This is a genomic window from Pseudomonas sp. WC2401 (assembly GCF_041200115.1).
Taxonomy (GTDB): domain Bacteria; phylum Pseudomonadota; class Gammaproteobacteria; order Pseudomonadales; family Pseudomonadaceae; genus Aquipseudomonas; species Aquipseudomonas fragi.
This window is the reverse complement of the sequence record NZ_CP165623.1, coordinates 2372235-2384855: the sequence shown is the minus strand read 5'-3', so window position 1 is coordinate 2384855 and position 12621 is coordinate 2372235. Positions and strand designations below refer to the sequence as shown.

Sequence of the window (12621 nt, the reverse complement as noted above, 5' to 3'; positions counted from 1 at the left end):
TGTTTCAGTGCAACCGCTTGCGACACATCAATTGCGCCATTTTGGCCGCGTCGGGACGTTCGATCACACCCTTCTCGGTAACAATAACGTCAATCAGGTCGGCCGGGGTCACGTCAAACACCGGGTTGAACGCCTGCACATCAGCACCCACGCGCTTGCCACCCACTTCCAGCAGCTCACGGCCGTCACGTTCTTCAATCGGGATGTCATCGCCCGTGGCCAGCTCCATGTCGATAGTCGAGCTCGGAGCCACCACCATAAAGCGCACACCGTGATGCATGGCGTTGACCGCCAGCTGGTAGGTACCGATCTTGTTCGCCACATCGCCATTGGCAGTGATGCGGTCAGCCCCGACGATCACCCAGGTCACGCCCTTGGTTTTCATGATGTGCGCCGCTGCCGAATCAACATTGAGCACCACCGGGATGCCCTCGTTGGCCAGTTCCCACGCGGTCAGGCGCGAACCCTGCAGCCAGGGCCGGGTTTCGTCGGCATAGACCTGCTCGATCATGCCTTCAAGCCAGGCCGCACGAATCACCCCCAGCGCCGTGCCAAACCCGCCTGTCGCCAGCGCACCGGTGTTGCAGTGGGTCAGCACGGCCTGGGCATTACCCTGGTGACGGCGAATCACATCAACGCCCAGCTGGGCCATGGTCAAATTGGCTTCACGATCACTTTCATGGATGGCCACCGCTTCGGCCTCAAGCACCTGCAGCACATCGGCGCGGGTCCGGGAACGGGCCAGCCGGTCTCGCATGCGGTTCAACGCCCAGAACAGATTGACCGCCGTGGGGCGCGAGTCCGCCAGCAGGGTAAAATCCTCTTCCAGCGCAGCCAGCCAGTCACCGCCCGCCGCCTTGCGTGCACGCGCCGCCAGCACCACACCGTAGGCCGCCGCGATACCAATCGCAGGCGCGCCACGCACGACCATGTCGCGAATGGCCTGCGCAACACCGTCTACCCCGGTGTACGCCAGCCAGTTCTCTTCAAAGGGCAAAATGCGTTGATCCAGCAGATACAGGGCGTCGTCCCGCCAATCGATGGCCTTAACCTTTTCCGCAGCCAACAGTCGATCGCGCATGCCTTCCCCCATTACCCGGTAACAAAGCGGCCGATTATAGCGAGCCCACCCTCAAGACGCTCGGGTATACTTCGCCTCCTTTTATAACGCACTGGAATCAGTTTTCGATGCCGACCCCGACCACGACCCTGGACTTACTGCTGCTACCCACCTGGCTGGTGCCTGTCGAGCCGGCCGGTGTCGTACTCAAGGATCACGGCGTTGGCATCCGCGACGGGCGCATTGTGTTTATCGGCCCGCGGGCTCAAGCGCTCAAGCTGGTTGCCACGCAAACCCGCGAACTGCCCGACATGCTGCTCAGCCCCGGGCTGATCAATGCCCACGGCCACGCCGCCATGACCCTGTTTCGCGGCATGGCCGACGACCTGCCACTGATGACCTGGCTGGAGCAGCATATCTGGCCGGCCGAGGCCAAGTGGGTTGATGAAGACTTCGTGCGCGACGGCACCAACCTGGCGATCGCCGAGCAAATCAAGGGCGGCATCACCTGCTTCAGCGACATGTATTTCTACCCGAAAGTCGCCAGTGAGTGCGTACACAACAGCGGCATTCGCGCCCAGATCGCCATTCCGATTCTCGATTTTCCGATTCCCGGCGCCAGCAACGCGGACGAATCCTTGCGTCAGGCCGTCGAAATGTTCGCCGACCTCAAGTTTCACCCGCGGATCAAAATTGCTTTCGGCCCCCATGCGCCCTACACCGTAGGCGACGAAAACCTGGAAAAAATCCGGGTCATTGCCGACGAACTGGACGCCGCGATTCACATGCACGTTCATGAAACCGCTTTCGAGGTCCACCAGGCTGTCGAGCAGAACGCCGAACGCCCTGTGGCCCGCCTCGCCCGCCTGGGCTTGCTCGGCCCGCGCTTTCAGGCCGTGCATATGACCCAGATCAGCGATGACGACCTGGCAATGCTGGTAGAAAGCAACTCCAGCGTGATTCATTGCCCCGAATCCAACCTTAAACTGGCCAGCGGCTTCTGCCCGGTGGAGCGCCTGTGGCAGGCCGGGGTCAATGTGGCGGTGGGCACCGACGGCGCCGCCAGCAACAATGACCTCGACCTGCTTGGCGAAACCCGTACCGCCGCCTTGCTGGCCAAGGCCGTTGCAGGCTCGGCCACCGCGCTGGATGCCCACCGCGCACTGCGCATGGCCACCCTCAATGGCGCGCGCGCCCTGGGCATTGAAAGCGACACCGGCTCGATCGAAATCGGCAAGGCCGCCGACCTGGTAGCCTTTGACCTCAGCGGCTTGGCCCAGCAACCGGTCTACGATCCGGTTTCACAACTGATCTACGCCACAGGCCGCGATTGCGTGAAACACCTGTGGGTGGGCGGCAAGCAACTGCTTGATGATCGCCGCCTGACCCGCCTGGACGAGCAGCAACTGTGCGCCACAGCCAGGGCCTGGGGCGAACGCATAAGCAGCCATACTCATTGATTCAGTACCTTCGGGCCTGCGCCCGAAGCTTTACCAGATTATTCAGCTTTAGAGGACTTACCCATGAGCAACGTTGACCACGCCGAGATCGCCAAATTCGAAGCGCTAGCCCATCGCTGGTGGGACCGTGAAAGCGAGTTCAAGCCGCTGCACGACATCAACCCGCTGCGCGTCAACTGGATTGACGAGCGCGTACAACTGGCCGGCAAAAAAGTGCTCGATGTAGGGTGTGGCGGCGGCATTCTCAGCGAGTCGATGGCTCAGCGCGGTGCAACCGTCATGGGCATCGACATGGGCGAAGCCCCGCTGGCCGTGGCGCAACTGCACCAGCTTGAGTCTGGCGTCAGTGTTGAATACCGCCAGATCACCGCCGAAGAACTGGCAGAAGAAATGCCCGGTCAGTTCGATGTGGTCACCTGCCTGGAAATGCTCGAGCACGTGCCTGACCCGTCGTCGGTGATTCGCGCCTGCTACAAGATGGTCAAGCCAGGTGGCCAGGTGTTCTTCTCGACCATCAACCGCAACCCCAAGTCCTACCTGTTCGCGATCATCGGCGCGGAATACATCATGAAGCTGATCCCACGCGGGACCCACGACTTCAAGAAGTTCATCCGCCCTTCCGAACTGGGTGCCTGGAGCCGCCAGGCCGGCCTGAGCGTCAAGGACATCATCGGCCTGACCTACAACCCGCTGACCAAGCACTACAAGCTGGCTGCCGATGTTGACGTCAATTACATGATCCAGACCCTTCGCGAGGAGTAATACATGCGTTTAAGAGCAGTTCTTTTTGACATGGACGGCACCCTGCTCGACACCGCGCCGGACTTTATCGCCATCTGCCAGGCCATGCGCGCCGATCGTGGCCTGCCACCTGTCGCCGATAAACTGATCCGCGACGAAATTTCCGGCGGTGCACGCGCAATGGTCGCCGCGACCTTCAGCATGGACCCAGAGGCACCTGGCTTCGAAGAACTGCGCCAGGAGTTTCTGGAACGCTATCAGCGTGATTGCGCGGTACACACCAAGTTGTTTGACGGCATGGAAGAGCTGCTGGCCGATATCGAGAAAGCGCATCTGGTATGGGGCGTGGTCACCAACAAGCCGGTGCGTTTTGCCCAGCCGATCATGGAGCGCCTGGGCCTGGCCGAGCGTTCGGCGCTGCTGATCTGCCCCGACCACGTCAAAAACAGCAAACCGGACCCTGAGCCGCTGATCCTGGCCTGCAAAATGCTCGACCTGGACCCGGCCAGCGTGCTGTTTGTGGGCGACGACCTGCGCGATATCGAATCCGGGCGCGATGCCGGGACCAAAACCGCCGCCGTGCGCTTTGGCTATATCCACCCTGACGACAACCCTGATCATTGGGGGGCCGACGTAGTAGTCGACCACCCGGGCGAATTGCGCAAGGTGCTGGATAACGCGATGTGCAGTTGCTGAGTCGCGCACGATCACCGATTTTGTAGAGGTTTTTATGTTTGATTATTCCGCCCGCCCCAACCTGCTTGAGGGCCGGGTCATCCTGGTCACCGGTGCCGGTCGCGGCATCGGCGCCGCAGCCGCCAAAACCTACGCCGCACACGGTGCAACCGTGCTGCTGCTGGGCAAGACCGAAGCCAACCTGAGCCAGGTCTACGACGATATCGAGGCCGCGGGCCACCCGCAGCCTGTGGTCATTCCGTTCAACCTCGAAACCGCCCAGCCCCATCAGTACGACGAGCTGGCCGCGATGATCGAGACCGAATTCGGCCATCTGGACGGGCTGCTGCACAATGCCTCGATCATTGGCCCGCGCACGCCGCTGGAACAGCTGTCGGGCGAGAACTTCATGCGCGTAATGCACATCAACGTCAACGCCACGTTCATGCTCACCAGCACCCTGCTGCCGCTGCTCAAGCTGTCGCAGGACGCCTCGGTGATCTTCACGTCCAGCAGTGTCGGGCGCAAAGGCCGGGCCTACTGGGGTGCCTATGGGGTCTCCAAGTTCGCCACCGAAGGCTTGATGCAAACCCTGGCCGACGAGGTCGAAGGCGTGGCCCCGGTGCGCGCCAACAGCCTCAACCCCGGCGCTACCCGCACCAGCATGCGCGCCTTGGCGTATCCGGGCGAAAACCCCGAGAACAACCCACAGCCACACGAGATCATGCCGGTCTATCTGTACTTGATGGGCCCGGACAGCACCGGCATCAACGGCCAGGCGTTCAACGCGCAGTAACAGGGCCGCAAACAAAAAACCGCAGGCTGCCAGTGAGGCCGTCCGCGGTTTTTTTATGCCCTCAAAACGCTGTTCAGCTCTCAACCAGCTCCCGATGCTCACGCACCACGGCGGCCTTGTCGAACAACAGGCAACTCTGCAGAAACAGGTACATATAGTCATAGCTCTTGCAGATGGCCTTGCGCAGCTCAGTGATCTGCGCCTGGCTGGGGTTCATGCCGACCAGGGTGCATACAATCTCCAGCGCCTCCCAGGGATGCTCGTCATCATACTGGGCATGCATCTTCAACCATTTCATCGCACGCTTGCGCTCATCAACCGCAAACGATTCCTCATAGATATCGGTTGAGCAGACAATCGCCGCCCACTCACCCACGGCGCCCTCGATGGCGTAGTTGGTGGCCGCCATTGCCACGGCCAGCGAATCCTTGGAGCAACTGTGCCAGCACCAGTCATTCAGCGCCTGAAACTCGGCAGGCAGGTCCTGGGCATTGAGGTCTTCAAGGCTCACCCCGTGCGCCCGCGCCCAGTTGACCCAGTAATCGGCATGGTTGAGCTCGACCCGGATGTTACGAATCAACCAGCGGCGGGCCATGTCTTCGCCCGGGTGACGGCCGTAGCGGGTCTTGCCCAGGTTATGTCCCATATACAGCGAAAACTGCTCGACCACCGGCCAGCCGCCCACAAGAAACATGCGCATGGCCCGGGGACTCAAGGTGTTGTCACGCATGCGCTTGTAGATCTCGTGCTTGACTGCACGCCGCTTGCTTTCGCTACAGTCCCGAATCAACTGCTGGGCCCACTGGGGGTAACTGGTTTCCTCCATAAGAGGCCCTGTTCGGTCGAAGACTTCACTCACAATCCAAATCCTTTTTGATAATAGACTTTAGAAATGTAGAACAGATCAACGCAATGTGCCCGGGGACTTCAATGTCAACGCCCGGGCGCGCTGGGGGCGCTGCAGCAAACTGTCAAAGGTGAACAACTGTGGGCGTTGCACAATATAGCCCTGGGCATAATCAACGCCAATTTCAATCAAGGCCTGTTCAATTTGCGTGCTTTCAACAAATTCGGCAATGGTGCGTTTGCCCATGACATGGCCAATATGATTAATCACTTCAACCATCGCCCGGTTGATAGGGTCGTCCAGCATGTCCTTGACGAAACTGCCGTCGATCTTCAAAAAGTCGACGGGCAGATGTTTCAAATAGGCAAATGAGGACATCCCCGCGCAAAAATCATCCAGCGAAAAGTGACAACCCAAGGTTTTCAGTTCATTGATAAAGCGGATGGCATTGCCCAGGTTGGCAATGGCGCTGGTTTCGGTAATTTCAAAACAAATCAGTTTTGGCGACACACCGTAACAGTCAAATTGTTCATGCAAAAACGCCAGAAAGTCATCATCGCCAATGGTGGAACCAGACAGATTGATGGCACACATAGCCATTGGCCGCCCACCCGCCTGGGCTGAACACTCAGCAATGATCTTGAATACATTTTCCACCACCCAGCGGTCTATCGAACTCATCAGGCCATAGCGTTCTGCCGCAGGAATAAAACTGTCAGGGAACACGATACGGCCGTTTTCATCCTGCAGGCGCAACAGAATCTCGATATGCCCGCCCCCATCCTGCACCGGCCCCAGGGGAGTGATTTCCTGGGCATACAAGCTGAAGCGGTTTTCTTCCAGGGCGACATGCAAGCGCTGCACCCAAGCCATTTCACCAAAGCGCAGTGACAGCTCGGTGTCATCCACATGGTAAACCTGCACCCGGTTACGGCCCTTTTCCTTGGCCATATAGCAGGCCATGTCTGCCGCCCGCATCAGGGATTCAAGAGTGACCGGGGCTTGATGGATATGCACCAGGCCAATGCTGATGGTGCTCATGAACGGGCGCCCCTTCCAGGCAAAATGCAGGCTTTGCACCGCCTGGCGCAGGCCGCCGGCGATTTTTTCCGCCATCTCCACCGGGCAGTTTTCCAGCAGGATGCCGAACTCATCGCCCCCCAGCCGGGCCAGGGTATCGCCTTCACGCAAGCCGGTGCGCAGCAGTACGCAAATATGCCGTAACAGCTCATCACCTGCCGCATGTCCGCAGGTGTCATTGACCAGCTTGAACTGGTCCAGATCAAGAAACATCAGGGCATGCCGGCCCTGCTGGCGACCCAGGTTCTTGAGCACCAGTTCCAGGCGGTATTCGAACTCACGACGATTGGCCAGCCCGGTCAGCGCATCATGGGTCGCCTGCCAGGACAGATTGGCGATGTACTGGCGCTCCTGGGTCATGTCATGCAGCACCAGTACTGCGCCGCTCACTTCCCCGGCGTGAAGGATCGGTGCGCCCACCAGGGTAACCGCGACCGTACTGCCATCCATGCGCTGGATCTGCCTGGAGTGCTCGCGATTGTTGTTCAACTGGCCGTCGAGGATGCGCTCAACCAGCCCGGGGCCTTCGTCCTGATCATTGTCGTCGAGCAGTTTGAACAACGCCGCCAGGGTCACGCCCTGCGCCTGCTCGGCCTTCCACTGGGTCAATTGCTCGGCCGCGGGGTTCATGTAGGCAATCGCGCCTTTGACGTCGGTGGTGATAACGCCATCGCCAATCGACGCCAGGGTGACTTGCGCCCGCTCCTTCTCCAGTTGCAGCGCCTCGGCAAAGGCACGACTCTGCTTGAGCACTTTATGCGTACGCTTGAGCACCAGCAGGATCAGCGCCAGCGCCGTGGCCAGGTTGATGACCACCAGCAACCGCCAGATAAAGCGCGAGCCTTCACCCAGGGCATCGCTGAAGGCCTTGGCGGAAGGTGCAATGCCCTCATTGATGGCGAAAATTTTGTCTTCCCAGCGCTGGGAATCCGTCGCTGTGGCCTTTCCGGAAATAATGGCCCGATGCATCTCCTCGGCCAGATTGTCGAGCTTGACCAAGTAGGCATCACCTATTGCCCACTTCTCAATGGCAGTTTCCATATAACTGACATGACGGAAGTAGCGATAGAACCAGATAATGCTTGAGGCATCCTCGGCACTGTTGCCGCCCTGCAGGATGCCTTCGCGGGCTGCAACTTCATTGGGCGGTGATTCATCCATCGCCAGGCGCAACTTGTGGTCACCCCGGGGGACACTGATGGCCTGTTTATATTTTTCGTAATACACCGGGTCATGGGTATCGGAATACAGGTAGAGAAAGTAGATGGCGTCCTTCTGACCCTTGGACCATAAACTCTCGCCGCCCACATAACTGCGCACGGCTGAAAGCATATACAAACTCACACACCCCAATAACGCCTGGAACAGCACGACCGCAATAAAAGGCCAAACAATGCCCAATAAGCGTGGTGTACCAAGGGGGCGTTTAGATTTCATGAGTTCCCTTTGCTTCATGGAGTCAAATGAAAACCAGAGAGAAAATCTCACTACAGCTCAGCCTAGGCCAATTTTCAAAGATTTGAGCAATGCGTATTGCCCAAAATTTCCAAAAAGCCCGCAAAGACAACTCCCCACCTCAGGTTTGTTGCAAGTGCCCGTAGAGCCTTGCGTATAGCCCGCCCTCTGCAATCAACTGCTGGTGATCGCCGTCTTCGGCAATACGGCCACCATCAAACACCAGCACCCGGTCTGCCTGTTTTACCGCAGACAAGCGATGGGCAATGATTAAAGTTGTTCGCCCGCTCAAGAATTTACCCAAAGCGTGATGCAGGTTGTATTCGGTGGCGGCATCCAGGGCACTGGTGGCCTCGTCGAGGATCACGACCTTGGGTTCGGCCAGGACCATGCGCGCAATCGCCAGGCGCTGACGCTGACCACCGGACAAGCGCACCCCCGAGCGCCCCACGATGCTGTCCAGGCCCTGGGGCAGCGCCGCGATGGTGCCATCGAGCTGGGCGATTTGCAGGGCCTGCCAGCACGCGTCATCGGTTCGCTCACGGCCCATGGTCAGATTGGCACGCACGGTGTCGTTGAACAGCGCCGGGTGCTGCAACACCACTGCCACATGCTCGCGGATGGTTTGCAGGCCGATCTCGGGCTGGCTCGCGCCGGCAAAATGGATGCTGCCCGACTGCGGCGTGTACAAGCCCAGCAGCAATTGCACCAGGGTGCTTTTGCCGCCGCCGCTGGTGCCGACTATGGCCACCTTCTCGCCAGGAGCAATGGTCAGGTTGAGGTGATCGAGCACCTTTTCATCACCATAGCTGAAGCTCAGGTCGCGAACTTCGATACCGACCGTCTGTCGCCCCGTAAACGGGTTGGCACCACCGGGGTATTGCGGCTCGTCGCTGCGTGCCAGCAGTTGGTTGATGCGGGTAACCGCACCATCGGCGGCATAGTAGGCATATTGCAAATTGAGCAATTGCTCGACCGGGCCGATCATGAACCACAGGTAACTGAACACGGCGAGCATCTGCCCGATCGAAAGGTCCGAAAACAACACCGTCAACATCGCCGCAGCGCGAAAGATGTCGATACCGAACTGGAACAACAAGCCGCTGGCACGATTGGAAGCATCGCTCTTCCACTGCGACGCCACGGCAAAGTCCCGCACTTCCCGCGCCCGCAACCCCAGGCGCCCGAGGAAAAAGCCCTGGCGGTTGCCGGCACGCACTTCCTGGATCGAGTCCAGGGTCTCGGTCAGGGTCTGGGTAAAGCGCGCCGTGCTGTCATTTTCAAGTTTTTTCAGGTGTTTGACCCGCTTGCCCAACTGCACCGTGGCGTAGATCACCAGCGGGTTGAACAGCAAAATCAACAGTGCCAGTTGCCAGTGCATCCACAGCAAGATTGCCGAGGTGCCCACCAGCGTCAGCATCGCCACCAGGAACCGGCTCAGGGTTTCGCCAACAAACTTGTCGAGCGTATCGAGGTCGGTCACCAGATGGGTAGTCACCGTGCCACTCCCCAGGCTCTCGTACTCGGACAGTGAAATGCGCTTGAGGCGTTCGATCAGGCGCAGGCGGATACGAAACACGATGTCCTTGGCCAGACGCGAAAACAACCGCGCCTGCAGCACGTTGAACAGCAACGCGCCGCAGCGCAGCAACAAGGTCACCACCAGCATCAGGCCGATATAGCCAGCAGCACTGTGCCAGGCGGTCGGTAGCCAGTGGTTCATGACTTTCAGCGCCGCATCACCGTTGCCCAGCAGCACCTCATCCACCAGCAAGGGCAGCAGCAAGGGGATGGGCACGCTGCACAGGGTCGCCAGCACGGCCACGCCGTTGGCGATCCACAGGGCTTTTTTATGGCGCAGGGCCAGGCGACGGATCTCAGCCCAGGTCAGGCGATCGGGCACCGGGGATACAGGCGGCACAGCCGAAGGATCAAACACGCGCAGCGCGTTCAAGCCAGCGGGCGAGCAAGTCAGACAGGGGTGCAAGGGGCTGATAGCCGTTGGTCAGCAGCGCCAGCTGGCCATTGCGCTCGGCGAGCAAGGTCGGGAAGCCGGCAATGCCCAGATCCTGCACCCAGGTAATATCCGCCGCTGTCGCCGCATGCTGCTCGGCCGAGTCAAAAGCGGCAGCAAATTCGATACGCGGCACACCAGCAGTTTCGGCCAGCTCAACCAGCACACTGGCTTGGGTCACATCGCGGCCTTGCACATAAAACGCCTGCTGTATCAGCTTGACCAGTTTCCAGGCGCAATCCGGAGCAAGGCTACGGGCGGCGACAACGGCCCGGCAGGCAGGCTCGGTGTCATACACAAAACCTTCGGGCAAGGCCCCTTCGAAGGTGAAGGGTTGCCCGGTGGCCTCGGTGACCGCCTGCCAGTGCTCAAGAATATAGCGCCGCGTCGCCGGCTCAAGCGCCGAACCACTGCCGGTACGCAAACCGCCCACCACCAGGTGCAGCTCAACGCCTGCGGCCTGCGCCTGCTCAACCAGCGCCTCGGCGATGGGCGAAAAGCCCCAGCACCAGGAGCACATAGGGTCCATCACATAGAGCAGGCGCGCTGTCATATCAGGCCTCGGCAGCTTTACGGTAATTGTGGCCAATCGGGTGCGGCTGGTTACGCTCCTTGGCAAGATCGATCTGCTTTTGCCGGTCGATGGCGCTGCGACGGGTTTTTTCGCTCAGCGTGTCCCAGCAATGCGGGCAGCTAATGCCGGGCTGATAATGCTCGGACTCACGGTCAGCGATGCTGATTGGCGTGCGGCAGGCATGGCACTGGTCGTACTCGCCAGCAGTCAGGTCATGGCGCACGGTGACACGGTTATCGAACACAAAGCAGTCGCCCTGCCACTTTGTCTCTTCCTGTGGCACCTCTTCGAGGTACTTCAGGATCCCGCCTTTAAGGTGGTAAACCTCGTCGAAACCCTGGCTGAGCATATAGCTCGACGCTTTCTCGCAACGAATGCCGCCGGTGCAGAACATCGCGACTTTCTTGTGCTTGGCCGGGTCGAAATTGGCTTTGATGTAGTCAGGAAATTCGCGAAAGCTGGTGGTTTTCGGGTCAATGGCGCCTTCAAAGGTACCGATCGACACTTCGTAATCGTTGCGGGTATCGATCAACAACACCTCTGGATCGCTGATCAGCGCGTTCCAGTTCTCGGGGTCGACATAGGTCCCGACTTTCTTGTTCGGGTCTACGCCTTCAACGCCGAGGGTCACGATTTCTTTCTTGAGCTTGACCTTGGTCCGATAGAACGGCTGGTCATCGCAGTAGGATTCTTTATGGTCGATATCGACCATGCGCGGATCGGTCTTGAGCCAGGCCATCAGCCCGTCAATACCTTCGCGACTACCGGAAACCGTGCCATTGATGCCTTCTTCGGCAATCAGCAGGGTGCCCTTGATACCGTTGTCGACCATGGCCTTGAGCAGCGGCTCGCGCAGCTCGACGTAATCTTCAAGGGTGACGAATTTGTACAGTGCAGCAACAACAATTGGTGCGGTCATCGTGTTTCTCTCCAGGTGGCTACCCTCGTAAAGGGTGAACCGGGCACAAAAAAAAACGCGCTGACTGATCAGCGCGCTGCAGATTCTAACAAAAAGCCAGCTGACTGCGCTAACTCAGTGCCCACCGCCAGCACAGGTCGGCGATGCCGGGGCCGTGCCGATTTTCGCCCATTCCTCAGGCGTATAGGTATGCAACGCCAGCGCATGGAACTCGCCCATCAGGTCACCCAGGGTGGCGTAGACCTTCTGATGGCGCTTGACGCTGTTGAGCCCGGCGAACTGCTCGCTGACCACCACTGCCTTGAAGTGGGTCTGCGACCCGCGACTGTGCATGTGGCTTTCATCCAGCACACTCAGGTGCTCGGGTTGCAATGCGCCCAGGGCCGTTTCAATACGCTGCTGCATGCTCATTCAGGCTCCGCTTACTTCTTTTTGGCCGGGGCCGCTTTTGGCTCCAGCTCGGCAGTCATGTCAGCCAACAGCTTGTTGACGACCGGCACTGCGCTTTCCAGCTTGGCCTGGGTCATTTGCGCCGATTGCTGGGTCAGCTGGGGCATTTTTTCCAGCACTTTCTTGCCCAGTGGCGACTGGTAGAACGCTACCAGGTCCTTGAGTTCGGATTCGCTGAAGTTGGTGGTGTAGAGCTTGACCATGTCCGGCTTGAGCTTGTCCCAGCCGATAGCCTGGTCCAGAGCGGTGTTGGCCTTGGCCTGGTAGGTTTCCAGCAGCGCTTTCTTGGCAGCTGGTGCTTTGGTTTGCTCAAAACGCTGAGCGAACATTTGCTGCACTTGCATATACACCGGGGTACCCAGCTTATCGGCATGTGCCAGTTTCAGGAACGTTTCAGCACTGGCAGCGTGGCTGGCTGCATCGGCGAAAACCTGGCCGCTGGCGCAAACCAGAGCAACCGCTGTACAGATGGCGCGAAGACGGGTCATCGAGTTTCCTTTTCTAGCAAGCGAGGTTCAACCCCAAGGGCGGCCATTCTGCGCCTAATAAA

12 protein-coding genes are annotated in these 12621 nt (G+C 59.3%); 4 read left to right on the top strand and 8 right to left on the bottom strand.

All coding sequences use genetic code 11. The features are described 5' to 3' along the window. Nucleotides 1-4: 4 nt before the first annotated feature. Complete coding sequence (gene mtnA / locus AB3G35_RS10865) at nucleotides 5-1081, bottom strand: S-methyl-5-thioribose-1-phosphate isomerase (RefSeq protein WP_016780242.1); 1077 nt, start codon at nucleotides 1079-1081, stop codon at nucleotides 5-7. A gap of 107 nt (nucleotides 1082-1188) precedes the next feature. Here mtnA and AB3G35_RS10860 point away from each other — a divergent pair, with 107 nt between their 5' ends. The 4 genes from AB3G35_RS10860 (at nucleotide 1189) to AB3G35_RS10845 (ending at nucleotide 4732) form a co-directional block, all read left to right on the top strand. After that, nucleotides 1189-2520, top strand: coding sequence for a TRZ/ATZ family hydrolase (locus tag AB3G35_RS10860; RefSeq protein WP_086796196.1), 1332 nt, complete (start codon nucleotides 1189-1191; stop codon nucleotides 2518-2520). Nucleotides 2521-2583: 63 nt separating this feature from the next. Then, complete coding sequence (ubiG, locus tag AB3G35_RS10855) at nucleotides 2584-3282, top strand: bifunctional 2-polyprenyl-6-hydroxyphenol methylase/3-demethylubiquinol 3-O-methyltransferase UbiG (RefSeq protein WP_016780240.1); 699 nt, start codon at nucleotides 2584-2586, stop codon at nucleotides 3280-3282. Between the two features lie 3 nt (nucleotides 3283-3285). Continuing rightward, nucleotides 3286-3957 carry an N-acetylmuramic acid 6-phosphate phosphatase MupP gene (gene mupP, locus AB3G35_RS10850; protein ID WP_029611332.1) on the top strand — a complete coding sequence of 224 codons (672 nt, stop codon included), beginning with the start codon at nucleotides 3286-3288 and terminating at the stop codon, nucleotides 3955-3957. Nucleotides 3958-3991: 34 nt separating this feature from the next. Beyond that, a complete protein-coding gene (locus tag AB3G35_RS10845; protein ID WP_095004135.1) occupies nucleotides 3992-4732 on the top strand; it encodes a YciK family oxidoreductase in 741 nt (246 codons plus the stop codon). Between the two features lie 73 nt (nucleotides 4733-4805). Here AB3G35_RS10845 and AB3G35_RS10840 read toward each other — a convergent pair whose 3' ends face one another. The 7 genes from AB3G35_RS10840 to AB3G35_RS10810 form a co-directional block, all read right to left on the bottom strand. Further along, nucleotides 4806-5591 carry a TenA family transcriptional regulator gene (locus AB3G35_RS10840; RefSeq protein ID WP_029611331.1) on the bottom strand — a complete coding sequence of 262 codons (786 nt, stop codon included), beginning with the start codon at nucleotides 5589-5591 and terminating at the stop codon, nucleotides 4806-4808. 45 nt (nucleotides 5592-5636) lie between these two features. Beyond that, entirely contained in the window at nucleotides 5637-8096 is a 2460-nt protein-coding gene (locus tag AB3G35_RS10835) for an EAL domain-containing protein (RefSeq protein ID WP_086796194.1), read from the bottom strand. Between the two features lie 139 nt (nucleotides 8097-8235). Further along, nucleotides 8236-10017, bottom strand: coding sequence for an ABC transporter ATP-binding protein (locus AB3G35_RS10830; RefSeq protein WP_369782737.1), 1782 nt, complete (start codon nucleotides 10015-10017; stop codon nucleotides 8236-8238). A 28-nt stretch (nucleotides 10018-10045) separates the two neighbouring features. Next, nucleotides 10046-10681 carry a DsbA family protein gene (locus tag AB3G35_RS10825; protein WP_086796192.1) on the bottom strand — a complete coding sequence of 212 codons (636 nt, stop codon included), beginning with the start codon at nucleotides 10679-10681 and terminating at the stop codon, nucleotides 10046-10048. 1 nt (nucleotide 10682) lies between these two features. Further along, entirely contained in the window at nucleotides 10683-11621 is a 939-nt protein-coding gene (locus tag AB3G35_RS10820; protein ID WP_016780233.1) for a rhodanese-related sulfurtransferase, read from the bottom strand. Between the two features lie 114 nt (nucleotides 11622-11735). Next, entirely contained in the window at nucleotides 11736-12032 is a 297-nt protein-coding gene (locus AB3G35_RS10815; protein WP_369782651.1) for a BolA family protein, read from the bottom strand. A gap of 11 nt (nucleotides 12033-12043) precedes the next feature. Next, nucleotides 12044-12559, bottom strand: coding sequence for a DUF2059 domain-containing protein (locus AB3G35_RS10810; protein WP_016780231.1), 516 nt, complete (start codon nucleotides 12557-12559; stop codon nucleotides 12044-12046). Nucleotides 12560-12621 lie beyond the last annotated feature (62 nt).